This window comes from Holdemania sp. 1001095H_141210_F2 (assembly GCF_015558105.1).
Lineage (GTDB): Bacteria > Bacillota_I > Bacilli_A > Erysipelotrichales > Erysipelotrichaceae > Holdemania.
In genome coordinates this window covers 12,251-34,758 of the sequence record NZ_JADNPO010000025.1, presented here as the reverse complement: position 1 = coordinate 34,758, position 22,508 = coordinate 12,251, and the positions used below count along the sequence as shown (strand labels likewise).

The 22,508-nt window shown below is 51.5% G+C and carries 20 protein-coding genes; 5 read left to right on the top strand and 15 right to left on the bottom strand.

The features are described from left to right. Positions 1-202: 202 nt before the first annotated feature. Positions 203-2,368 carry an ATP-dependent helicase gene (locus tag I2G61_RS12860; protein ID WP_195395900.1) on the bottom strand — a complete coding sequence of 722 codons (2,166 nt, stop codon included), beginning with the start codon at positions 2,366-2,368 and terminating at the stop codon, positions 203-205. A 325-nt stretch (positions 2,369-2,693) separates the two neighbouring features. Beyond that, positions 2,694-3,470, bottom strand: coding sequence for a GNAT family N-acetyltransferase (locus tag I2G61_RS12855; RefSeq protein WP_195395901.1), 777 nt, complete (start codon positions 3,468-3,470; stop codon positions 2,694-2,696). Between the two features lie 140 nt (positions 3,471-3,610). Here I2G61_RS12855 and I2G61_RS12850 point away from each other — a divergent pair, with 140 nt between their 5' ends. The 3 genes from I2G61_RS12850 to I2G61_RS12840 are packed head-to-tail and all read left to right on the top strand — an operon-like array spanning position 3,611 to position 6,314. Then, the gene (locus tag I2G61_RS12850; protein ID WP_195395902.1) at positions 3,611-4,516 is read left to right on the top strand and encodes a class I SAM-dependent methyltransferase; all 906 of its coding nucleotides are present in this window, start codon (positions 3,611-3,613) and stop codon (positions 4,514-4,516) included. Then, positions 4,494-5,168 (top strand): RluA family pseudouridine synthase, encoded by a 675-nt coding sequence (locus I2G61_RS12845; protein WP_195395903.1) that lies wholly within the window; start codon positions 4,494-4,496, stop codon positions 5,166-5,168. Before I2G61_RS12850 ends, I2G61_RS12845 begins: the two co-directional genes overlap by 23 nt. Positions 5,169-5,192: 24 nt before the next feature. Further along, positions 5,193-6,314 (top strand): M15 family metallopeptidase, encoded by a 1,122-nt coding sequence (locus tag I2G61_RS12840; protein WP_195548317.1) that lies wholly within the window; start codon positions 5,193-5,195, stop codon positions 6,312-6,314. A gap of 250 nt (positions 6,315-6,564) precedes the next feature. On the opposite strand, the gene I2G61_RS12835 is transcribed toward I2G61_RS12840, so the two are convergent. The 6 genes from I2G61_RS12835 to I2G61_RS12810 form a co-directional block, all read right to left on the bottom strand. Then, a complete protein-coding gene (locus tag I2G61_RS12835) occupies positions 6,565-7,407 on the bottom strand; it encodes a PTS system mannose/fructose/sorbose family transporter subunit IID (RefSeq protein WP_072684865.1) in 843 nt (280 codons plus the stop codon). Positions 7,408-7,648: 241 nt separating this feature from the next. Further along, positions 7,649-8,572 (bottom strand): LysR family transcriptional regulator, encoded by a 924-nt coding sequence (locus tag I2G61_RS12830; RefSeq protein WP_072684864.1) that lies wholly within the window; start codon positions 8,570-8,572, stop codon positions 7,649-7,651. A gap of 74 nt (positions 8,573-8,646) precedes the next feature. Further along, positions 8,647-10,635, bottom strand: a complete 1,989-nt coding sequence (locus I2G61_RS12825) for an FAD-dependent oxidoreductase (protein ID WP_072684863.1) — start codon at positions 10,633-10,635, stop codon at positions 8,647-8,649. 226 nt (positions 10,636-10,861) lie between these two features. Continuing rightward, entirely contained in the window at positions 10,862-12,757 is a 1,896-nt protein-coding gene (locus I2G61_RS12820) for a DUF6541 family protein (RefSeq protein WP_195548316.1), read from the bottom strand. Between the two features lie 283 nt (positions 12,758-13,040). After that, positions 13,041-13,895, bottom strand: a complete 855-nt coding sequence (locus tag I2G61_RS12815; RefSeq protein WP_072684861.1) for a patatin family protein — start codon at positions 13,893-13,895, stop codon at positions 13,041-13,043. Between the two features lie 63 nt (positions 13,896-13,958). Beyond that, positions 13,959-14,693: an N-acetylmuramoyl-L-alanine amidase family protein gene (locus I2G61_RS12810; RefSeq protein ID WP_072684860.1), complete on the bottom strand. Its 735-nt coding sequence runs from the start codon at positions 14,691-14,693 to the stop codon at positions 13,959-13,961. Between the two features lie 125 nt (positions 14,694-14,818). Here I2G61_RS12810 and I2G61_RS12805 point away from each other — a divergent pair, with 125 nt between their 5' ends. Further along, positions 14,819-15,313: a hypothetical protein gene (locus tag I2G61_RS12805; RefSeq protein ID WP_072684859.1), complete on the top strand. Its 495-nt coding sequence runs from the start codon at positions 14,819-14,821 to the stop codon at positions 15,311-15,313. A gap of 90 nt (positions 15,314-15,403) precedes the next feature. Here I2G61_RS12805 and I2G61_RS12800 read toward each other — a convergent pair whose 3' ends face one another. The 7 genes from I2G61_RS12800 to I2G61_RS12770 form a co-directional block, all read right to left on the bottom strand. Next, positions 15,404-15,991, bottom strand: a complete 588-nt coding sequence (locus tag I2G61_RS12800) for a manganese efflux pump MntP family protein (RefSeq protein ID WP_006061254.1) — start codon at positions 15,989-15,991, stop codon at positions 15,404-15,406. A 243-nt stretch (positions 15,992-16,234) separates the two neighbouring features. After that, positions 16,235-17,095: a ChbG/HpnK family deacetylase gene (locus I2G61_RS12795; RefSeq protein WP_072684858.1), complete on the bottom strand. Its 861-nt coding sequence runs from the start codon at positions 17,093-17,095 to the stop codon at positions 16,235-16,237. A 232-nt stretch (positions 17,096-17,327) separates the two neighbouring features. After that, the gene (locus tag I2G61_RS12790; protein ID WP_072684857.1) at positions 17,328-17,774 is read right to left on the bottom strand and encodes an NUDIX domain-containing protein; all 447 of its coding nucleotides are present in this window, start codon (positions 17,772-17,774) and stop codon (positions 17,328-17,330) included. Between the two features lie 82 nt (positions 17,775-17,856). Beyond that, a complete protein-coding gene (gene cls / locus I2G61_RS12785; protein WP_072684856.1) occupies positions 17,857-19,395 on the bottom strand; it encodes a cardiolipin synthase in 1,539 nt (512 codons plus the stop codon). Further along, positions 19,392-20,195, bottom strand: a complete 804-nt coding sequence (locus I2G61_RS12780; protein WP_072684855.1) for a histidinol-phosphatase — start codon at positions 20,193-20,195, stop codon at positions 19,392-19,394. Before I2G61_RS12780 ends, cls begins: the two co-directional genes overlap by 4 nt. A gap of 201 nt (positions 20,196-20,396) precedes the next feature. Continuing rightward, complete coding sequence (locus tag I2G61_RS12775) at positions 20,397-20,849, bottom strand: GNAT family N-acetyltransferase (RefSeq protein ID WP_072684854.1); 453 nt, start codon at positions 20,847-20,849, stop codon at positions 20,397-20,399. 13 nt (positions 20,850-20,862) lie between these two features. After that, positions 20,863-21,123 carry a thioredoxin family protein gene (locus I2G61_RS12770; protein WP_072684853.1) on the bottom strand — a complete coding sequence of 87 codons (261 nt, stop codon included), beginning with the start codon at positions 21,121-21,123 and terminating at the stop codon, positions 20,863-20,865. 209 nt (positions 21,124-21,332) lie between these two features. On the opposite strand from I2G61_RS12770, the gene I2G61_RS12765 reads away from it, so the two are divergent. Then, positions 21,333-22,454 carry a hypothetical protein gene (locus tag I2G61_RS12765; RefSeq protein ID WP_072684852.1) on the top strand — a complete coding sequence of 374 codons (1,122 nt, stop codon included), beginning with the start codon at positions 21,333-21,335 and terminating at the stop codon, positions 22,452-22,454. Positions 22,455-22,508: the final 54 nt, after the last annotated feature.

Sequence of the window (22,508 nt, the reverse complement as noted above, 5' to 3'; positions counted from 1 at the left end):
CGACTTTTGCGTTCAATCCGGCTTCTAACACGGCTTACGCCGCCTTGGAATATCCATGGAATTCTCGCTTTTCCCCGAATCTGCGACTCAGGCCTTCGCTCAGACTTCCGCATCGGTTTCTACCTCAGGCCTTCGCTCAGACTTCGCTTTGGTTCTGCCGCAGGCCTTACAGCTGCCGATTCAGCCTGACACGAGGAAAGGATTATTCAACTTCCTCAGCTTTCTGAATCGACGGATGAGTCGCCATGATCTTACGCACGCCGAATGGGAAGGCAAATGCGATTTTCAGCATGCCTTCGCTGTATTCCAGCACGACGCCCTCGCCGAAAGCGGCATGGCGGACGTGATCGCCCTTCTTCCACTTCGTCCGCGGCTTGGAGGCGATTCTTTCCTCAAACGGCGCTTCGTCCTCAAACAGCGCGGAGTGCAGCTTGATTTCCTTCGGCTTGCCGGTATCGAAGGTCGCGCCGATGTGTTCGATATATTGCGGATCGATTTCCTTGATAAACCGCGACGGCACTTTAATCCGGCTTAAAATGTAGCTGAAGCCTGAGCTTTCCGTCAGATACAGCTTGTTCTGGGCACGCGTGAAGGCGACGTACGCCAGCCGGCGTTCTTCCTCCAGCCCTTTCAGCTGGCTTTCCTGCATCGCGCGGTCGTTCGGGAAAATCCCTTCGCTCATCCCGTAGACAAAGACCGTATCGAATTCCAGTCCCTTCGCCGCGTGAACCGTCATCAGCTGGACGTGATCGCCGCCGTCCTCCGCGCCTTTATCGCCATACAGCGAAACCAGCTGCAGGTATTCTTCCAGCGAACTGTCCGGGTAATTGACCGTATAGCTTTCAATATCGGTGATCAGTTCCTTCAGGTTTTCCAGCCGCTCATTTTCCTTATCCGCTTCCAGCATCGAGCGGTAGCCGCTGTCCAGCAGGATCATTTCCAGCAGCCGGCTGATCGGTGTCGAAGGCGCCAGATTCTTCCACTTTTCCACCATTTTAACAAAGTTGTCGATGGTTGTCTGAGCCTTGCCGCTGACAACCTTTTCATCGCGGATAACCTCGTACATCGTCTTGCCCGTTTCCCGAGCCCGTTGCACGATCGTGTCCATCGTCTTGTTGCCCAGCCCCCGCCGCGGAACGTTGATGATCCGCATCAGCGCCAGATCGTCGCTGCCGCACACCATCCGCAGATAGCACAGGGCGTCCTTGATTTCCGCCCGTTCGTAGAACTTGATGCCGCCGTAGATCACATACGGAATCCGCTGTTCGATCATCGCTTTTTCAAGCGCGCGGGAGAGGTAGTTGGAACGGTAGAGAATCGCGCAGTCGCGGTAGCGCTGGCCTTGCTTGTGCAGCTCGTTGATCTTGCAGGCGATCCAGGTCGCTTCATATTCTTCCCCGGCACTGGAATAGTGCGTGATCGCGCCATTGTCCGGACGGCTTGTGAACAGATCCTTTTCCACACGGTTGCGGTTGTTGTGAATCAGCGCGTTGGCGCCGTTCAGGATGCTTGGGGTCGAACGGTAGTTTTCATTCAGAACGATGGTTTCGCATGGCTGGTAATCTTTTTCAAAATTCATGATGATGTTGACGTCCGCCCCGCGCCAGGTGTAAATCGTCTGATCCGGATCACCGACGACATAGACAGAGTTGTCGTTGCCGGCCAAGAGCTGGATCAGATCGTACTGGATCTTGTCGATATCCTGGAACTCGTCGACGTGGATATAATGGAAACGCTGCACCCACTTGGCCTGAATTTCCGCAAACTGGCGGAACATCCGCACGGTATACAGAAGCAGATCGTCGAAGTCCAGCGCGTAGATCGCCTGCTGACGGTTGACGTAATATTCATAAACCTTCGCTTTGTCGTTTTCCCCGCGCAGATCGCCGGCGAACACATAGGCCCGCTCCGGGCTGATCTCAGCGGCTTTGTTATTGGCGATGTAGTCCAGCAACGAACCGAAGGTATAGGTCTGCTTATCCAGACCGAATTCCTTGTAGGCTTCCTTCAGAATGCTGCGCTGATCGTCGGCGTCCATGACCGTAAAGTTGCGGGGCATGCCCATCGCCGGGATATCCTCGCGCAAAATCCGCACGCACAGCGAGTGAATGGTTGAAATGAACACGGCGTTGCCTTGTTCCGGAAGCATCTGCCGGATCCGCTCCTTCATTTCGTTGGCGGCCTTGTTGGTGAAGGTGATCGCCAGAATTTTATTCGGCCAGACATGACACTGCTCGATCAAATGCGCGATCCGCATCGTCAGCACGCGCGTCTTGCCGCTGCCGGCCCCCGCGATAATCCGGACATACTGGCTGGACGTCAGCACGGCCTTTTTCTGATTTTCATTCAGCATATCAATTAAAACCATTGTTCGCCACCTCTGCTTTTCTCTTCTTTAAGCTGATTTTCACGGACTTGGATCATGAAATCGTTCCTTATTTTAAGCCACGAGATTCAATTTTCCTCAAAGCCTCGATTCAACTCCCCGTAAAATCCCTGAATTTCAAATTGTTGATTCAGACTTTCTATATTATACATGAAACGCGAGTCATTTCTATCCCCGAGCTGCGGGTTTCAGAATTTTCATTTTCCCGGCGGAATGGGTTCCGGCTAAAAGGCGTCGCCTCTAAGGCTTTCCCAGATTGCCGCAACATTCTAAGCCTTCATCGCTTCGCCGGAAAGGAAAAGGAAGGTCAACGCGATCCTTCCTTCTGACGCAGCATCAATGTCCAGCGGCCGATCGGCACAAAGCCCAGCCGGCTGTAAATTCTTCCCGCTTCCTCGTTTTCGAAGAACAGGCATGGTTTTTTACCTTCACTTAGCAACTGTCCGCACAGCGCCGTCATCACCGCGCTGGCTAACCCCTGACGCCGCCAGTCCGCGCGTGTCGCCACGCCGCCAATCATCGCCGCTTCTGCGGTTTCCGCTGTGCTGTTGGCCTGGCAGATCACCTGGCCGCCCCGCTCAATCAGGAAATGGCGGCCTTCCCGCGTTTCAATCCGGTGTGCGATCATCGCCGCTTCGTTGTCCGTCTGGAACACCTCTTCCAGCAGCCCTTTTATCCGCTGGGCATCCTGCGGCTGGGCCTGGCGGATCTGCGGATCCGATACCGGTTCCGCTGTCAGCGCGTCCAATTCGCAAAACAAGCATTCCTCACGGCTGAAGGCATCCAGCGCCAGCCCATCCAGCACCTCTTTACGCCCTTGAATCGCCTGAATTTCATATTCTTGAACCAGCCGTTCGACAAACTGCGAGTCGACGCGATTTTCTTCGCTGGCGATCACCAGGTTATGATAATACACCAGATAAATGCCATGTACAAATTCATCTTTATCAATAAAAACAGTTTGAAACCCCTGATTGAATCCATAGTTCTCAATGTCCCCGATCAAAAACAAATTCAGCGACGGGCTTTGCCTCAGATAATCCAGACATTCCTGCCGATGTTTTTCACTGCAGCGAATCATCATCGCAATCACCTCGATGCTTTTTATTTTATCAAACTCTGACACGGAGGTGAACTATTTTTTCAACTTTCTTAATTTTTCCAGCATTCTCCGCGATTCCCTTCAAGCCATGCTATAATGTACAAATAAGGAGAATCAAAAGGATGAAACGAATTGCAAATCAATGGAAAGATTACGAATGCTGCGACGCGGGCGACGGTGAAAAGCTCGAGCGCTGGCAGAATATCATACTGCGCCGGCCAGATCCCCAAGCGGTCTGGAAGCGCACGGAGCACGCCGGATGGAATCGCGTGCATGCGCATTATCACCGTTCAAACCGGGGCGGAGGAAGCTGGGAATTCAAACAGGCCGTCCCGCAAACCTGGACGGTATCCTATAAAGAGCTGACCTTTAAGGTTTCCCCGACCGGCTTCAAGCATACCGGACTGTTCCCGGAACAGGCGGTCAACTGGGATTGGATGCAGAGTAAAATCCGCAAAGCCAAAGCCGCCGGCCGGCCGGTCCGGATCCTGAACCTGTTCGCCTACACCGGCGGAGCGACGATGGCGTGCGCCAGCGCCGGGGCCGATGAAGTCGTGCATGTCGATGCCAGCAAGGGCATGGTTCAATGGGCCAAGGAAAACATGGCGCTGTCCCATCTGGAAAACCGTACAATCCGCTTTATCGTTGACGACGTCCTGAAATTTGTCGCGCGCGAAAAGCGCCGCGGTCATACCTATCAGGGCATTCTGATGGATCCGCCGTCCTATGGCCGGGGGCCGAATGGCGAAGTGTGGAAGCTGGAGGATCAGATCAACGAATTAGTGAACGCCTGCCTGGAGATTCTGGACAACGACGCGCTGTTTCTGCTCGTCAATTCCTATACGACCGGTTTTTCCTCCATCGTTCTGGAAAATATTCTGCGCACAACCGTGCTGCGCTGTCATCCGAATGGTTATGTGTTCGCCGGGGAAGTCGGGCTGCCGATCACTCAGGATCACATGATCCTGCCGTGCGGAATTTACGGCGCGTGGAGCGACGAAGACGATGAAGTTCAAAATTCTTTATGAGGATAATCACCTGCTGGTCGTCGTCAAGCCCGTCAACATGGCAGTGCAGGCCGACGACAGCCGGGATCCGGATCTCTTAACGCTATTAAAGCAGGACTTAAAAGAGCGGTATCAGAAACCGGGCAACGTCTACCTCGGTTTAGTTCATCGGCTGGATCGCCCGGTCGGCGGGGTCATGGTGTTTGCCAAAACCTCCAAAGCTGCTTCGCGGCTCAGCGATCAGGTCCGCACCCGCGGCTTGAAGAAAACCTACCAAGCCGTTTTATGCGGGCGTCCTCACGCCGCTTCAGCGACGTTGAAAGACTGGCTGATTAAAAATGAAAAGACCAATACTGTGCGCACGGCCGCCCCCAACACGCCGAAAGCCAAAGAAGCGATTCTAAGCTATCAAATTCAGGGTGAAAAAGATGGACTGACGCTGGCTGAGATCCAGTTGGAAACCGGCCGGCCGCATCAGATCCGCGTGCAGTTTGCCAGCCGCCGCACCCCCTTGTGGGGCGATCAGCGCTACAATCCGCAGGCTCGTCCCGGGCAGCAGATCGCGCTGTGGGCGGTATCGCTGACGCTGCGTCATCCGGTAACACAGGAAACGATGACGTTTACCTGTCCTCCGCCAAACAGCGTTCCATGGAATTTATTTTATCCGTCCTGAAATGAATGAAAGGAGTTTTTGATCATGGCAACAAAACCACCCGTGAAAAAGCGCAGGGTTAAGCGCAGACGGCGCAGACGGATCCGCAAATCCGTACTTTACGGCTTGATCGGCATCGCCGCGGCGATCGTGCTGGTCTTCTCTCTCACGACCATTCCGAAAATTACAACCGATAACAAGCTGAAAAGCCTGGGCTATTCCAAAGAAAGCATCGCGATGATCAAGCGGCAGAAGCTGACCAAAACGATTCTCAATGATAAGCTGTATTCCGACAATCTCAACGCCGCGCTGGCATCTGAAAACTTTAACAAGGATTATCTGCGGCTGTATCTGGTGACCGATTCGCTGAGCGAGGACGACACGCGGCTTTACGACCGCCTACGGGCCCGGAATTATCCCGAGGACTCCTGTCTGAAATTGTTTGAGAAGTTGAATTTCTGGGAGATCACGCCGTTATTGGTGTTTGATTATGTCAGCGATGTCGACGCTTATATCCAGGACTGCACCGATCATCGCGACGTCAACAGCGAGAATCATTTTGAGCTGAGCGGCAATTACGTCCACTGGTATGACAGCACGTCGGCTTCCGACGCGAAGGATGTCAGCATGATCGTGAACAAGCGCTATTACCTCGGTGAAAACTACGCTCCGGATGATCTTGCGCCGTTAAGCCTGACCTATGCCGCGAAGGATTGTTACCTGCGCCAGGAAGCAGCGGACGCTCTGGCCGCGATGTGCGACGAGCTGAACGGCGGCGGCAAGCCGAAGATGTATGCCTCCTCCTCTTACCGCGATTACCAGTATCAGGTCGATCTGTACAACGGCTACGTCAATTCCAAAGGTCAGGAGTGGGCGGATTCAATTTCAGCCCGCCCGGGTTTCTCCGAGCATCAGACTGGATTGACCGTCGACATGGCTGCCACCGGCGCGCAGCTGTCCAAATTTGCCGATACCGAGGCGTTCCAATGGATGCAGCAGAACGCGCACCGCTTCGGCTGGATCCTGCGTTATCCGGAAGGAAAGGAAACGATCACCGGTTACAACTATGAAGCCTGGCATTATCGCTACCTGGGCGTCGAATTGGCGACCAAGGTGCATGATTCCGGTCTGACCTATGACGAATATTACGAATTGTATCTGCGTTAAACGCTTTCTAATCAACGATCCGGCTTTCTCTGCCGGATCTTTTTTGTATAACCTGTTCTGTTTGACCTGTTCTGTTTGACCTGTTCTGTTTGACCTGTCCTGTTTGACCTGTCCTGTTCCGCAGGACTGGGGTGCGCCTTCAGCCACTTAGCAGCTTCTTCCTAATTGAAAGAAGCTTATTTTCGGATTAATCCCGAAAAAAAGCCTGACATTCCATAATGTCAGGCCAATTCCCTTATTATAATTCAGTTTATACTTCTACAATCCCCAACGACGCCAGCACGATCGCCAGCACCAACACCGTGATAATCAGGCGGTTGGAATTCATCCATTTCTTTCCCAGCATCCAGTAGCACAATACTGCGAACAACGCCGGCATCAACCCCGGCATAATTGAATCCATGTATTTCTGAAGCGGGAATTCCTGCAGCAGCATTTCTCCGGTCTTCGGATCTGTGCCCAGACTGACCGTCAGCGTTTTCAGCGGAAATTTCACCATCGTGGCGATCATGCCGCCGACCACGGTCAACCCCAGCACCGACGCTGAAGCTGTGATCGTTTCTTTAATCCCGGAAAGCGTATTGACGATTTTAGCCCCCTGTTGATAACCGATGTCGTACAACTTGAACCGCAGCAGCAGGACGCCGATCAGCCAGATTTCCCAGATCATGATGCCGACGACGCTGCCTTCCTTGGCCATGGTCGCCGCGATCGAGCCGAACACCGCGCCCGGAATCATGCTGAAAATCGTATCCCCAACACCGGCGAACGGTCCCATCAGCGCAGTCTTCATCGAAGACGCGACGTCGATACCCGCGCCGTTTTCCTGCATTTCTTCCTCAATCGCAACGTTCATTCCGACGATGATATCCCCCATGGCCGGCGTGGTGTTGAAGAAGACAGAATGCGCCTGCAGCGCTTTTTTCTTCAGCGCCGGCTGGTCCCCATACAGCTTTTCAATCAGCGGAAGCATGGTTGTCAAATAGCCCAATCCTTGCATGCGTTCGTAGTTCCATCCAATCTGAGAATTCCAGATCCAGCGGAGATTGATGCGGCGAAGCTCTTGTTTGTTCAGGCGTTTCGTCTGTGTCATAGCTTTGAGTCCCCCTCTTCTTTATCCCTTATGTTGCTTTCATTATAGACCTATTCAACTTAATTTCCAATCAACGATTCATATTTTGTAGAATTTTCAGAATTTTTTATCCGATCTGATTCTCGTTTTCCGCTGCCTTTAAAGAATGAAAATTGAACCGCCGCTATAAAGAAAGATCCCCGCTGCAGGATCTTTCACTCCATTGAAATTTATTGTCCGTCATCAGGATGCGTCAGCTTGCCTAAAGCAGCTGGATCTGCGAGGTCTCCGGATTTTTCTTCACCTGCGCCGCATACGCCTTGGCCTGTTCGATCAAATTGTTAATGCCGGTGCTGCGGTAGACGCCTTTCTGAATCAGAATCACGTCGTAAATAACAAACGGATCGACCCAGTTCAGCTGCACCAGTCCCATCTGCCGCACTTTCGGCACGCAAACATAAGGAATCAGGCAGATCCGATTATCATCCTTGGCGGTGTTGATAACGGCATGGATACTGCCTAAAAATAACTCCGAGGCCGGGCGTGCGCCATTTTGGGTCAGACACCGGCGGAACTCGTCGGTGAAACAGCAGTCCTCATAGGTATAGGAGAAATTCTCCCGGTTCAAATCGCCAAGATGCACTTCCTCCTGCTGCGCCAGCCGGTGATTCGGCGACGTCATTAAACACAGCCGTTCCTGAAACAGCGGAACGATCTGCTGCCCTTCGCTTTCCTGAGTATTGAGCATCTGAACAAACCCGATGTCCACCTCGTTCTGATTCAGCCATTCCGGCACCCGTGCGCAGCAGATCGCGTTGACCTGCAGCGTCAGCTCCGGCTGCGTCTTTTCCACCGCCGCGAAGAAATCGCCGAATGCGAAACCGACCATCAGCTCGCCCCCTGCGACCCGGATCGTGCCGATCGCTGATTTCGTCTGATCAAATTCATACTGCAATTTGAAATACACACTGAGCATCTCATCAGCGTAGCGCATAAACCGCTTCCCATCATAGGTCAGCTCAATTTTTCCATTGCGGTATTCCACCAACTGAACCTGCAATTCATCCTCTAACGAACGAATGTGCTTGGCCAGGGTTGAGGGCGCATAGCTCAATTTCTCCGAGGTCTTCATGTAGTTTTTTTCCTGGGCTAAGGTCCGAAATGTGATCAGCTGTTTAATATCCATCGTTGCTCTCCTTCACTGCAAAAGCATCCATGGTCAAAATGGATGCTTTTTTTAATCATTGGTTATCTGGAGGACTACTTCGCGTCAGCGACGACCGTTTCGCCTGCCAGCTTACCGAAGACAACCGTATCAACAACCGCGTTGCCGCCTAAACGGTTAGCACCGTGGATGCCGCCGGTGATTTCGCCTGCTGCATACAGACCGGAAATCGGCTGGCCTGCTTCGTTCAGAACACGGGTTTCTGTGTCGATCGTCACGCCGCCCATCGTATGATGGACGCAAGCCTGACGAGCTGTCGCAACCCATGGTCCGTTCTCGAGCTTTGTGGAGTACAGCGTTCTGCCGAATTCGTCAGTTCCGCCATCCGCAGCCGCGTTGAAGCTGTCAACAGTCTCTTTTAACGTCGCGGCGTCAATGCCCATCTGAGAAGCCAGATCTTCCAATGTATCCGCAACTAAAATATACCCGTTTTCTTTCAAATAATCAAACGTAAATCCGTCGGCTGAACGCCAGTTCGGGTCGGTAATGTCAACATAGCCCGCACCGTCGCCGGATTCCAGCATGTAGAACATCGAATCGGTCTGCGCCATAACAGCCAGACAGATCTCGTCACGACGGCCGTCTTCACGAACGAAACGCTTGCCTTCTTTGTTGATGAAGATAATCTGATCGGTGCCGTTGACGTCACGCGGCGGATATTTCGTCAGCTGGCCATCTTTTACGTTGCCCAGGTACAGCAGCTGAATCTGTTCCATATCGGTTAAGGAAGCGCCGACTTCCAGAGCCATCGAGATGCCGTCGCCCTGCGAGCAGCTGAAACGGTTGGTCGTCATGACCTTGCTCAAATCGTTCCACTTGCCGGAGGTGTTGTATTCCTGAACCATCTTGCTGTTGGCTGCGAAACCGCCGGTTGCCAGAACGACGCCCATGTTCGCGCTGACGGTGAATTCATTGCCCGCTTTGTCCTTGCAGACAACGCCAGTCACTTTTCCTGCATCATCCTGAACCAGTTTTTCAGCGGTGCTGCTGGTCAGAACGGTAATCTTTTCATCTTTCAAAATGTTTTCAACATACGTGGAGATAAAGCCGGTGCCCATCTGCATCGTGCTCGTATGTGTTCTCTGCCACAAGCTGCCTGCGCCCTGGCCGATGATATCGCTGAATTCCATACCCAGTGATTCGATCCATTCCAGACCTTCATAGGAATCGTAGCACAGAACCTTGACTAAATCGAGATCGCCGACTTTATCGCCGTTGATCCATGTCTGCAGCGCATACCATTCTTTCGTATCGAACAGATCGGTACGGCCGCTGGCCTTGTATTCATCCCACTGCGCCTGAACTTCTTTCTGCAAAGCAGCATGCGCATCGTTGATCGGATCTTCCGCCAGAGCTTTTTCAACGGTCGTCTTCACAGCGTCCGTCATCGTTACCTTGTTCTGCAAAGGTTCATCCGGTGTGTTGTAAATCGCGCCGCAGACTAAGGTATCGCCGCCGACTTCACCGTTCTTTTCAACGATGATAACGTTAGCGCCCTTCTGAGAAGCCGCGATCGCCGCCGCCAGGCCTGCTCCGCCGCCGCCAACAACGACAACGTCTGCGCTCTGATCCTGCTGTGCTTCAGAAGCGACTTCCTTCATCCAGTTCGCCGGATCCGCGCCTGCCTGCGTCAGGCAGTCTTTCACAGCGTTGATGACCGCCGCGGAAGTGATCGTCGCGCCCGCTACGGTATCGACGTCCAAACTCTGATTGGCTACAATTTCTTCCGGAATCAAGACTGTCGGTGCTTTCCCGCCTTCATCCAATTCCGTTCCCGCCGCGTTTTTCAAAACGCCGCCGATCCCCGGTGTTTCTGAATCCTTTGTTACCTTAACGGAAACAATGGCGTCCTCGCTGACTTCAACGGTGACTTCAACGGCATCGTTCATTCCCTGCGATGTCGCGGTGTACGTCCCAGCCTTCATGCCTGTCGCGGCCGCCGGCTCATCCTTCTTCGGAGTTGAGCATCCGGCCATTGAACAGATCATGAGGAAACTGGTCAGGTAAAGCATTGCTTTTTTCATTCTTCATTTTCCTCCTTAAATCTTGTTAAAATTATATCATGTTATTTTTTTATCAACACACACTAAAAGGAAATGGGTTCTCGCTTTTTTCGTGACTGCTCCCCATCTCCTTTCACCGCAGCAGGCTGACCGGCAGCCTCAAACCAAAAACGCCGGTATTTCCGGCGTCTTTCTGTTTTATGATTTCCTTTATTTTTGCAGCGATCCTGATCAGAACCAGCCCGCGCTATTCCCGCGATTCCGACCGTTTCGGATTTGTCGGTCGCTGCGTCGATTTCGCTGAAGCTTTGCGAAATCCCCGGGTCAGCGCCAGCGCGTAATACAGAATGCGTTCCAGAACATAAAGCACAAGGACAACCTTTACGGCTGCAATCGAAAAAGCCATGCTGGAAGTCTGAACGGAAGTTGGGCGGTAGACGACGTCATAGGTAATCGGCCCTTCACTTTCCAACATGTCAAACGTGACCAGTCCGGTGTTCTTTGCAGCGTAAGGAATAATCGTGGCGATCACTTCGCCCTCCTTGATCGCATCAACCTCATAGCCGTAATAATACGTCCGCGGGACGGTGAGCCACTGGCCGCTTGGCCCCGATTTTACAACAAACTTGAAATGCCCATACTCGCTTTCATCAACGTTCTTATCATTGATCAGCCGCTTCATACTGCTGTCGATAAACGATTCGCTTGGCGACACCGCCCATTTCACCCATTCGCGGTAATCCTTGTAATCGACGTCCACGTCATACGGCAGATAATCCGCGCTGCTTAACTGCTGGACATTGTAGACCGCAGTTTCCTGGGTTTCTCCATAAACATTCAGCTGCGCTTCCTCCACCGTCATGGAATCCGGATAGCCGTAGATCTGATCATAATTCACCTTCAGCATAGAATAGGTTGGAATCAAGATCACGATTACGCTGACTGTTTTCAGCAGGATCCTGAATTCCACCCGCTTAAAATTCCGGATGAAAACAGACCAGTAATACCCGCCGGCCAGCGCCAGCATCGGAATGCAGACCGGCAGCAGCCGCTGCACAAACTGCATGAAGCTGAAAAACGGAAACAGCTGCCAGGGAAACAGCTTCGTCATCATCAACATCGACGCATAGCCGATAATCCAACAGTGAAATATAAACGGGTTGCGCTTGCGCTTCTCCTTTACCGCGAAGCCGATCAGCGGCATGAAGATCAGAAACGGCCCCGGAGAATTATTCAGATACACCGTAGTATCGACGGTGAAGTTGAAGATTTCCGACAGATCGACAGCGGAAGCCGCCAGTCCGCCGCCCAGATTAAACGTATGCGAGACGACCATATCCACCGCACCCATCTGTTCCAGCATCGGAGCGATGAAGAACCAGGCGCAGGCCAGCGCCGCCAGAATCGCCTGCAGGATATTCAGGATCCGGATTTTTTCCCGCCACAGCTTCTTCATGTTGATCAAAGCGAAGACCGCGAATACAATGCACATTAAGATAAAGCTGATGTTGTGCGAAAGCACCAAGCCGCAATACCCCACCGCCAGACAGATCCAGCGCCGGCTGTCCTTGTACATCGTCTGATAGATTCCCGCCAGACAGATCGGAATGAAGACCAGCGCCAGCAGCTCGCCCAGTCCGCCCCGCCGCAGAATATCGGTAATGCTGTGAGTGTTCAGCATGAACAGCAGCATCGCCAGAATCGCCGCGTAACCGCTGCGCTTGCTTACCTTATAGCTGCACAGACCGATCATCATCGTCGCAATCCAGACTAACCCGAACACATACTTCTTATACACCAGCACCGGAAGCATGCCGTCCGTCAACAGCGCGGCCGGCCAGTACAGAAAGAGGTTGCAGTAAAAGATCGGCGTCGGATATCCGAAATTGTAATTCTGATTCCAGAACAGATAGGGGTATTCGACGTTGTTCTGCTGGGCCTCCATCAGGCTGATAATCCGGTTGATGTGGAAACCGGTATCGGCGCCCAGATGAACCTGACCGTTGTTAAAGGGAAAGCAGAAGAACGAAGCGATCAAGAATGAAACGAGCGCGATGATCAGAATTGTACCGGCCCACATCAGGATCGGTTTCTCTTTTTTTAGTTGAATCACGTGATTAATCATGGCTTTATATTTCATCATATTTCTTTTAAGTATCCTTTTTTAGTGACTATCTTCTTATTGTACTCAAATTTTCAGTAATTAAAATAGTAAAAAAGTAAAATTAAACATTTTATCATAATATCACTATCTTATTTCTGTTATCTACTCTGTTATCTACGCTTATTAATTCTGATCTTCACGCTTGAATGCTTGCCTGTTTCAGAAGCCAATGGAATAGGTCGGGAGAGTGCGCAGAGCGAAAAACAAAAAAATTCCTGATCAAACTGATCAGAAATCGTTTTTGTTTCTTTTTGCATTGAACTCATACTTTGCCCAGGAAATCCAGCAGCTCCGCTTTCCGCGTTTCACAATCGACCTTGCCCAGTTCAAATAACTGCTTCAAAGCTTCCGCATCGCCGGAGAACCGCTTCACGCCCAGATTCTTGGAAGGTCTTAACAACAACGCTCTGCCTTCCTTCTGTAAATCACCAACCAGATTCATTTCTTCATAATATACATCGCTGCGGATTTTCAGCGCGTCGATCAACGCCTGATTATGATACGCCAGCTTCGAGCTGTTCAGCAGCATCTTACTGCTCGGCTTGCGCACATAGCCCTCATCCTTGGTCACGATCACCAGATGCTTATCGCAGCCATACCCCAGTGAACGCTTGATCGGCACCATCGTCGTGACGCCGCCGTCGATATACAATCCATCGCGATAAGGCACCGGCGAGCCGGCCAGCGGTAAGGTGCAAGCCCCTTTTAACAGCCGCAGATCGTCGTCCAGTTCCTGTTTCCTGACCCACTCCACTTTGGAAGTATTTAAATTGAACAGGCCGATCTCAATCTCCATCGGCGACTTTCGCAGTGCGTCCAGTTTATAATGGATCGTGTCCTTCAGCAGCCGGTCAAACATGAAGTCATAGCCAACGTAATGCCGTTCCTTGAATAATGGATTCAGTCCTACATTCCGTTTGTCCGGCATGTAGATAACACCGACATCATACAGATACTGCTTATTCCGCATCGCAAAGCTGCACAGGTTCATCGCGCCGGCCGAAATGCCCACGCCGTAGTCAAATTCGATGCCCTGGTCGATCAGCCATGTCAAAACCCCAGCCGTATAGGCGCCGCGCATGCCGCCGCCTTCTAAAACCAGTCCGGTTTTTCCCATAAATTCACCTCAATCATCCAGTCATTTATTGTAACAAAAAAAACTGAATTTACCACTACAAAATCATGGTTTCGTCGCTTCTTGAACCATTTTTACGAATTCTTCCGTCCTTTTGGCTGATAAAATCCGATGCGGACAGTCCTTGCCGGAGAAATCATGATGCTGCCTGATATCTTCAATTCGCAGATCATACACCTTCATCAGTTCGGCGCACAGTGCGGCCGCGTTTTCCATTGTCTTTTCAAAATCATTGCCTTCGTTGACGCACAGCTCGATACCGATGCCCGTCATATTGCCGCCGTTTTCCGTCATTTTATCGCCCGCATGCCAGCCGACTTCCTCATCCGGCAGGGAATGATAGATGGAATGATCGTCAACCGTATAATGCCAGGAATTGATATCCGTTTCATTCGTCTTTAAATATTCGTTATGATGCCAGGCGTCCGCGCTGGCTGCTTCGTTGTCTGTCTCGTGAATGACGATCCAGTGGATCTCACGTTGGATCCCAGGCCGGTTCTGATGTCCCTCGGGAATGTAATCATGCACGACTTCAATCCCATTGACTGTCTGCAGCTGCACGCCTTCGGTATGATAGATCCGATTTTCCCGCACCGGCCACAGCCACAACAAAAGCAGCGCGACGACGATCAGCCCTGCCAGCACGCCCAAAATCGCCAGCTTGCGGCGGACCGACGCTTTCAGGCGGTAACGTTTATGTGCCCGTTTCTGTTTCCCTGACGAAGAACGCGAGGAAACCGCCCGTTGACGCGCGGCGGTTTTTCCTTGTTGAGTATTCATAAAACATCCCCAATCTGCGAAATAAACTTAATTTTATTTTAACATGTTCCTCCGCCGAACACTGAAGGAAATTCTTAATTCTTTCTAAAGCATGCTATAATCAAAAACAAAGGCAGGAAGTGAATATGAAGAAAGTTATTTTTATCAGCGCTACGATGGGCTGCGAAAAAACCACGATCCGCCGCTTCTGCAGCGAACCGCTTACCCGCAGCGTCTGGCTGGACGGGGATTGGTGCTGGATGATGCCGTTTCAGGTTAATGATCAAACCAAAGCGATGGTTCTGGACAATATTACCTATTTATTGAATCAGTTCCTCGCCCAGCCGGACTTCGATTATATTTTGTTCAGCTGGGTGATGGACGACCCCGAAACCGTGCGTTCGATTTTAAAACGGCTTCACGGCGAGTTTACTTTCAATCATTTTACCTTATCGCCTTCCCCTGCTCAGCTGCGCCGCCAGCTGCAGTCTGACATCGACCGGGGCCTGCGAACACCGGACTGTCTTGAGCGCAGCTTGGCCCGGCTTCCTCATTATGACGACATTGACTCAGAAAAAATAGAAACAACCGGACGCGAACCCCGGTCCATTGCCCGGGAAATTCTATTTCGGCTGCGTTGACTCCCTTCAATTTCATCTAAAAAAAACCTCTTACCCGCGTAAGAAGTTTTTATTTTTGCAATGACTTTCATGAGGATATTTCCGCAGATTTCAGAAAAACATGTGTTCCACAAAGATCCGCAGCCCGATCAGAATCAAAATCACACCGCCCAGCACCCGGGCTTTTTCTTTGACCATCGAACCGAAACGTTTCCCCATTGCCGCACCGATCAGGCTCAGTCCGAAAGTGATACCGCAGATCAACAGACAGGCAGTAAAAATATTGACGTGAATGACCGCGAAGCTGATTCCCACTGCCAGAGCGTCGATACTGGTGGCAACTGCCTGCATCAAGATCGTCGGCAGCGTCAGCGTTTTATTCCCGCAGTTTTCACATTCCGATTCCCGGCTTTCCTGCCACGCTTCTTTAATCATATTCAGCCCGATCACGCCCAGCAGAATCAGCGCGATCCAATGGTCGATCGAGCTGATCGCGTCGCTGAACATCCGGCCGCAGAAATAGCCGATCAGCGGCATGATTCCCTGGAACAAGCCGAACGCCCCGGAAGTGATCAGCGCTTCTTTGCGGTGAAAGTTTTCATAACATAAGCCGTCGGTGATCGACACCGCAAATGCGTCCATCGCCAAACCGACCGCTAACATGACTAACGTGACCGCATCCATAACATTTGCATCCATACATTTCCCTCTTTCTTCCTAAAAAAAGACCCAGGCATAAGCTCGTTAAAGCCTATGCTTGAGTCTTGTTCATTAAGCCAAACCAGGCGGCAAACCGCCATTGTGTTGATTTGACACGCAGGTTTCCCCACGCAAACTACTCCCTCAAGAAGTATGTTCAATATACCAAAAATAGGATGAAGATGCAAGCCTTTCCGCCTGTTTTTCCGACCGCTTTCGACAAAGCGGCGCAGGTGTTGGAATTTATTTAAAATTTCCGATCCACAGCGGACTGCCGATCGCTTTCAAATGATCCTGAAACTCGTTTGTTCCATAAAGAACGTCGCGCTGATTCACCAATTCAATTTTGTTTTCAATAATCCAGTTTTTATATTCCTCGCTCGTGCATGCCTGCAGCTCTTTGCATCGATGAAGATTACAGGTCGATTCTTCCATGATGTGATCGTCGCAATAGCCTGGATGCCAGCCATACATGAAAACTTCCTCGGCGTCTGTCCACCGCAGCGCCATCATTTTTTCCAGCGGCTGATAATCTTTGAAATCTTCCAGCTTATAGCTGGAGTTTGTTGCCAGGCCGTAAGAATAATAACGCAATGCCTTATATTTCGGATCACATTCCGTCGGATGGCGATGATCCGGCGCGGAGGAAAAAATATTATAGGCGATTCCGTATTTTTCCACGACCGCTTTAAATGCTTTTTCAAGCGGCAGCTCGCTGTTTTTCACGCTGGCGACATCGGGATATTTACCCAGAATGCGGTAACACAGCTCCATCTGCGCGTTAAATTCCTTATACGCGTCTTCATAGGTTGCTTCCCGCATTAACTCCGGATGCCGGTGTCCCCATTTAAACCGGCCTTTTTCATTGACTAAAGAAGGGACTTCCTCCGGCGGCAGGATCGGACTTTCCCACAGATGCCGATGCCAGCCGATCGACAGCCACGGCTTATCTTTCAGCCAGGTTAACGCGGCGACGGTATCCGGCGAATCGAACATCACGTCCGCGGAGGACGCAATCCCGCATTCAAATGCCTTAAACGCACCCATGTCATAGGCTGGCGTATAGCCGACGTCGTCGACTCTGAAAACCAATCTTTTTCTCATTGACACAATCCTCATCTTTCTGCGTTCATTATACAAAATCTTTAATTGTCTTCGATCGCAAAAAAAGTTCTTATATCAGTAGAAAAGATGACATTTAACGATTCTGCACAGCTGTTGTGCGATCCATATCGTCTGGGAAATGCGCCGTTTTCCCTGTTCATTTAAGAAACAGCCCGGATAACCGGGCTGCCTGTTTTTGCGGGAAATGGATATTGTGATCTTCGTCGCGGGGCTAACGGGTGAAGGACTTTGCCAAATCCTCAGCCCTGATCCGTTTTGCCTGCCGCCATAACCGCGGCTGAATCTGAGGATAGGTCAACTCATCGGGCAGCCCGCTGAACCAGCGGACTTCCGCCATTTCAAATGCGGGAAGCGGTCCCGGTTCGCCTGAGGTCGCATAATAAAGCATCCCGCTGGTGGACCGCTCATCCTGGCTGACGGTGTAAATGCAGCATGGCTGAAGCGCCGCTTTGGTGATGCCGGTTTCCTCCCACAGCTCGCGTTCAGCCGCCTGACGCGGAGTTTCATCCGGTTCAATATGGCCGCCTGGAATTTCCCAGGTAGCCCGCCGGGCATGCCGCGCCCACAGCACCTGATCACCGTCAAACAAAACGATGACGACATACTTCAGGGGAATCGCTTCGGTATGGGGATGAAAGCTGACCTGCACGCTGTTCATTCTCTGCGCCTTCTTTCTGCTCATTTCTGGATTTCAGTATTCTTTCCGGCATGCCATCCGTCAGCATCCGATGCCGATTCACCTACATCATCGGTGCGAACAGATTCAGGATGGCCCGGACCAGCCGCACTACCGCCGGCGTATCCCGGCAATCCTTCAGCGTGACTTCGCGGCAATCCTTCAGGGTGTCGATATAGTCCTGCTTCATATCTTTGATGATCGAACTCTTATAGGTCAGCACCCCGCACTCAAAATGCAGATAGTAGCTGCGGTAATCCATGTTGGTCGTGCCGCACAGCCCGATCTCATCGTCGCTGACAAAGGATTTTGAATGAATAAAGCCCGGCGTGTACTCGTAAATCTTCACGCCCGCTTTTAACAACGGCTCATAGTTGGCGCGCGTGACCATAAACACCAGCTTTTTATCCGGTACGTGCGGCACCGTGATGCGCACATCGACGCCGGCCTTGGCTGCGGTTTCCAGAGCCCGCTGCATCTCATAGCCAATGATTAAATACGGCGTATGAATGTAGACGTAATGCCGGGCCTGATTGATGATGTTGAAATGAATCGTCGCCCCGACTTCTTCCTCGTCCGTCGGACTGTCGGAAAACGGCTGGATGTAACCGTCGCTCTGCGGTTGTTCCTCCGGCTTGTAGACCGGCCAGTAATCGTCGTAGTTACTCGGGGCCATGTCTTTATAAACAAAGTTCCAGAACTGCAAGAACATGACGGTCAGACTCCACACGGCCTCGCCCTTCAGCATCACCGCCGTGTCTTTCCAATGGCCGTATTTCTCATACGCATTGATGTATTCGTCGGCCAGATTGATTCCGCCGACAAAGCCGATTTTTCCGTCGATCACACAGATCTTGCGGTGATCGCGGTTATTCATCTGGATTACCAGCCGGGCTTTTAACGGATTGAACACGGCGCAGCGGATTCCCAGCTTTTCCAAGATTTTACGGTAATTGGCCGGCAGCGTGTAAACGCAGCCGGCGTCATCGTACATCACCCGCACATCGACGCCCTGCTTCACCTTTTCGATCAAGATTTCCAAAATGGAATCCCACATGATTCCGTTGTCGATGATGAAATATTCCAGAAAGATATACCGCTCGGCTTTCTTCAATTCCTGAAGCATGTGCCAGAACTTCACCTCGCCGGTCGGACAATAGGTCGCTTCCGTATTCTTATAGACCGGATAGTAAGCGTTGTTGAGCACGTACCGGAACTGCTTGACGACCTGTTCATTCTGATCCTCAATTTCAGTCAGGATTTTTTCATTGCGCGGCAGCACCGGATGCGTCCTGGCCGCTTCCGCCATCGCTTCCCGACGCAGTGCCTTCGGCATTTTCCGTCCCCCGAACATCAGATAAAACAACCCGCCGAACAGCGGGAAGACGAGCACCAGAATGATCCAGGCCAGTTTATACGACGGATTTTCCTGTTTATTCACGATGTAAATAATTAAAAAGAAGTTGATGAACCGAAGCAGGTCGCTGACCAGCTTGAACCCGGACAAACTCACCATCACGCCGATGATTAAGCCCAGCTGAAGCAGAATTAAAACGGCCACGATGAAAAGCCGGTTCGCCATGATATTCAATATTTTTTTCATCGCTTTTCCTTCTTTCCCAAACGCAGCGCATCCCACTGTTCCCAAACGCGCACGCCTGTTATATCAATAAACGTTTTCACCTCGGCAATCCGCTGCGGCATCAGCGCAAACTGTTCCGGAGCATGAGCGTCCAGCCCGTAGACCGCCGTGCAGCCAAAGCTTCCGGCAATCTCCCAGAACCGCGCCCATGGATAGGGGTAGCGCCAGCCTTCGCGATAGGCCAGTTTGCCATGCTTCATACCCTTGAGATTGATTTCCAACGGTACCCCGGCCTTCACTGCCGCCGCGCAGAGAATTTGCGCCGCTTCGTCGCATGCCAATGACCAGTGATCGCGGCTCAGCATAAAGTATTCCGGATGCGCGACATAATCCGCCAGACCTTCCTCTAACGCCATCGCGATCCGCCGCGCATAAAGCAATACGCTTTCATCCGCTGCCGCCTCGCAGAAATCCATGCCGCCGGGGGTCAGGTAGTGGTTGCCAATGATCATATAGTCCGTTTCCTCCCGAAGCGTTTGCAGCTCCGGACGCAGCGATGGGAAATATTCAAACTCAAAACCGGTAAGAATTGTAATCTGATTCCGGTATTTCTCTTTCAGGTTTGCGATTGAGTTTAGATAGCCGGCTTTTTCTTCAATGTTCATGCGGTCGCGCTGATCCCTTAAACAAGCAAAGGGACAATGATCGCTGAAGCCTAAAACCTTCAATCCGGCTTTGATCGCCGCCTGAACATACGCTTCATCCGTGCCAACGGCGTGATGGCAGCGGGCGGTATGAGTATGGAGATTAAAATCCGGCATGCTTTCACCCCTCAATACGTCCTATTATAGCGAAATCCGCGCTACTTTGCACGAAAGACTTTCTTAAGATCCGCTTGAAAACAAGCGTTGAAAAAGCTTGGAAAACCTGCCTGGACTAAAGTGTGGCGGCCTGGCGTCCATTCTGCTTCAGCTTCACAAAGCGAACAAGCAGGATGATATGAAAAGAACCGGCAGCGCCGGTTACAGGTGATATTCAAAAATACATTTCTGAACGTCGCCATACTGATACAGATAATGCGCCTTCGGCACATCGACAATCGCTTTTAATTCCCCGCCCAGCTCTTCCAGCGTCCGCCGTGAGGGCAGATTGTCCGGATTGCAGGTGATGATCAGCGAATCCATGCCGTATTTCTGCTTCGCCAGCTGAAACAACAGCCGGCAGGCTTTGAGCGCGTAATGATGCCCGCGGTACATCGGATACACGGTATACCCGATCTGACCGGCATAATACAGTTCCTCATTCATCCCCATCCGCAGATCGCAGCGTCCCACAGCAGTGTGCTTCCCATGTTCGCGGATCTCAAAAACGATTGACGGCACATCGCCGCGTCCCGCCTCTTGTTTGATTTCCATAACCTTGACCAGATCAATTTCCTGATCCGTCAGCACCTCTCTGCGAAACAACCAGTCCATAACCTTCATCCGCCTATCCTGTCGCCGCTTCGTCCAGCAGCGCCTGAATCTGCGCCCGCGTCAATGCGCCTTCCAGTTTCTTCTGCGCGCCCAGATAAAAGGTCGGGACATAATAATAATCGTATTGCTCCGCCAGCTGCGGATTCTCGCCTTCGTCAATCTTTGTAATCCGGATATTCCGATAACGCGGATCTTCAAGCAAAGCGTCGAGATCCTTTTGCGCCTGACGGCAATACGGGCAATTTTTTAAAATAAACATTGTGATTTCCTGCATGGTTTCACCTTCTTATCATCAGTTTACCAGAATCAGGAAAAAGTGACAATGCCTTTGCCTGGAAGAAGTCCCGACAAGTTTCGATCCATTCCGCGATTTCTTTCAATTCTTTTACGAATTGGCGGCAATGAAAGTTCATCGTTCAGAATATGATAGAATAAAATTAATATCAATGGAGAAATACAAAACGCGAAAGGAGGCTTTCAAACATGCTGAAGAAAACAGGGGTGCTGACTTTATGTGTCCTGCTTCTGAGCGGCTGCGCCAAGCGGGTTGAAAATCCCGGCCCGCCGCAGATTACGATTTTAGAAGACGCCGTCATCGAGGTCAATCAGCCTGATTTTTCAGAAGATGTGCTGCGCGCTTATTTCAAGGCTGTCGACAGTCAGGGCAACGAACTGCCTCAGGAAAACGTCGTCTTTCTGAACAACGCCAACAATGCCCTGCTCGGGACTTCCTATATCAAGGTCAAAGCCGTGGATAAAAACGGTTATTACGACGTGAAAACCCTGAAGGTCACCACCGTCGATCACACCGCGCCAACCTGTGTGCTGCCTGTACAGCCGCCGGTCTTTTTAGCGGGAGAAACGCCCGAACTGACGGCGAAGACCGCCGGGATTCAGCTGCGTGATAATTTCAACCGTGAATCCACGCTCGCCAAAAACTTCCGCTGGCTGATCAGCGACGTTGATTATGCTGTGCCGGGAACGTATTCCCTGCCGGCCCGGTTTCAGGATTCCTCCGGCAATGCCGTTGAAATCACGCTTGAGGTGAAAGTCAGCGACGATCCGGTGGAAAAAGCACAGGCTTGCCTGGAATTGATTTTAGAGCTGTGCCAGGGATCCTCCAATTATTTCATCCTCGACACGGCCGACGCCGAGCAGCAGACTGCTATTGTAAATTATGCGCAGATCATGGATTTCTTCTTCACCGCCGCGGGCCGACAGGCCATGGAAGCTTCCGCTTTTGGGAAGCGGATCGTTACCGAAGGCGGCCAGACCCGCTGGGTTGCCAATACCGCTGCCGCTTCGTGGCAATATCGTAAAACGGAATTCACGCTGCAGGATGCGGATGACGAACAGCTGATCTTCGACGCAAAGACAAGCTGGCAGGTTCAGGATCAGATAGTTGAGGAAACGAGTGAGTTTATTCTCGTGAAGCAGCAGGGCGTCTGGAAAATCGACAGCTTTGTCAATCCACTGGACGGACCGCCGGCAAATTCGAAAGTCACGCCGTCCGCTTCTCCCCAGACTTCGCCTCAGCCCGCCAATACTCCGCAAGCTTCACCCTCGTCCCAACCCCCGGCAAGCGCCAGGCCGAAAAACGGATAAACACGAAACCAGGAACTTTGATCTGCGGCTTTAACATTGGCTGGCTGCGGTTCA

What these genes read in the sequence shown, in the direction of transcription:
- I2G61_RS12860 (WP_195395900.1), bottom strand. Translation starts at nt 2,368, where the DNA reads ATGGTTTTAATTGATATGCTGAATGAAAATCAGAAAAAGGCCGTGCTG.
- I2G61_RS12845 (WP_195395903.1), top strand. Translation starts at nt 4,494, where the DNA reads ATGAAGTTCAAAATTCTTTATGAGGATAATCACCTGCTGGTCGTCGTC.
- I2G61_RS12790 (WP_072684857.1), bottom strand. Translation starts at nt 17,774, where the DNA reads ATGAACAGCGTGCAGGTCAGCTTTCATCCCCATACCGAAGCGATTCCC.
- I2G61_RS12795 (WP_072684858.1), bottom strand. Translation starts at nt 17,095, where the DNA reads ATGAGAAAAAGATTGGTTTTCAGAGTCGACGACGTCGGCTATACGCCA.
- I2G61_RS12825 (WP_072684863.1), bottom strand. Translation starts at nt 10,635, where the DNA reads ATGAAAAAAGCAATGCTTTACCTGACCAGTTTCCTCATGATCTGTTCA.
- I2G61_RS12800 (WP_006061254.1), bottom strand. Translation starts at nt 15,991, where the DNA reads ATGGATGCAAATGTTATGGATGCGGTCACGTTAGTCATGTTAGCGGTC.
- I2G61_RS12830 (WP_072684864.1), bottom strand. Translation starts at nt 8,572, where the DNA reads ATGGATATTAAACAGCTGATCACATTTCGGACCTTAGCCCAGGAAAAA.
- I2G61_RS12850 (WP_195395902.1), top strand. Translation starts at nt 3,611, where the DNA reads ATGAAACGAATTGCAAATCAATGGAAAGATTACGAATGCTGCGACGCG.
- I2G61_RS12765 (WP_072684852.1), top strand. Translation starts at nt 21,333, where the DNA reads ATGCTGAAGAAAACAGGGGTGCTGACTTTATGTGTCCTGCTTCTGAGC.
- cls (WP_072684856.1), bottom strand. Translation starts at nt 19,395, where the DNA reads ATGAAAAAAATATTGAATATCATGGCGAACCGGCTTTTCATCGTGGCC.
- I2G61_RS12835 (WP_072684865.1), bottom strand. Translation starts at nt 7,407, where the DNA reads ATGACACAGACGAAACGCCTGAACAAACAAGAGCTTCGCCGCATCAAT.
- I2G61_RS12840 (WP_195548317.1), top strand. Translation starts at nt 5,193, where the DNA reads ATGGCAACAAAACCACCCGTGAAAAAGCGCAGGGTTAAGCGCAGACGG.
- I2G61_RS12780 (WP_072684855.1), bottom strand. Translation starts at nt 20,195, where the DNA reads ATGCCGGATTTTAATCTCCATACTCATACCGCCCGCTGCCATCACGCC.
- I2G61_RS12775 (WP_072684854.1), bottom strand. Translation starts at nt 20,849, where the DNA reads ATGGACTGGTTGTTTCGCAGAGAGGTGCTGACGGATCAGGAAATTGAT.
- I2G61_RS12815 (WP_072684861.1), bottom strand. Translation starts at nt 13,895, where the DNA reads ATGGGAAAAACCGGACTGGTTTTAGAAGGCGGCGGCATGCGCGGCGCC.
- I2G61_RS12820 (WP_195548316.1), bottom strand. Translation starts at nt 12,757, where the DNA reads ATGATGAAATATAAAGCCATGATTAATCACGTGATTCAACTAAAAAAA.
- I2G61_RS12855 (WP_195395901.1), bottom strand. Translation starts at nt 3,470, where the DNA reads ATGATGATTCGCTGCAGTGAAAAACATCGGCAGGAATGTCTGGATTAT.
- I2G61_RS12770 (WP_072684853.1), bottom strand. Translation starts at nt 21,123, where the DNA reads ATGCAGGAAATCACAATGTTTATTTTAAAAAATTGCCCGTATTGCCGT.
- I2G61_RS12810 (WP_072684860.1), bottom strand. Translation starts at nt 14,693, where the DNA reads ATGAATACTCAACAAGGAAAAACCGCCGCGCGTCAACGGGCGGTTTCC.
- I2G61_RS12805 (WP_072684859.1), top strand. Translation starts at nt 14,819, where the DNA reads ATGAAGAAAGTTATTTTTATCAGCGCTACGATGGGCTGCGAAAAAACC.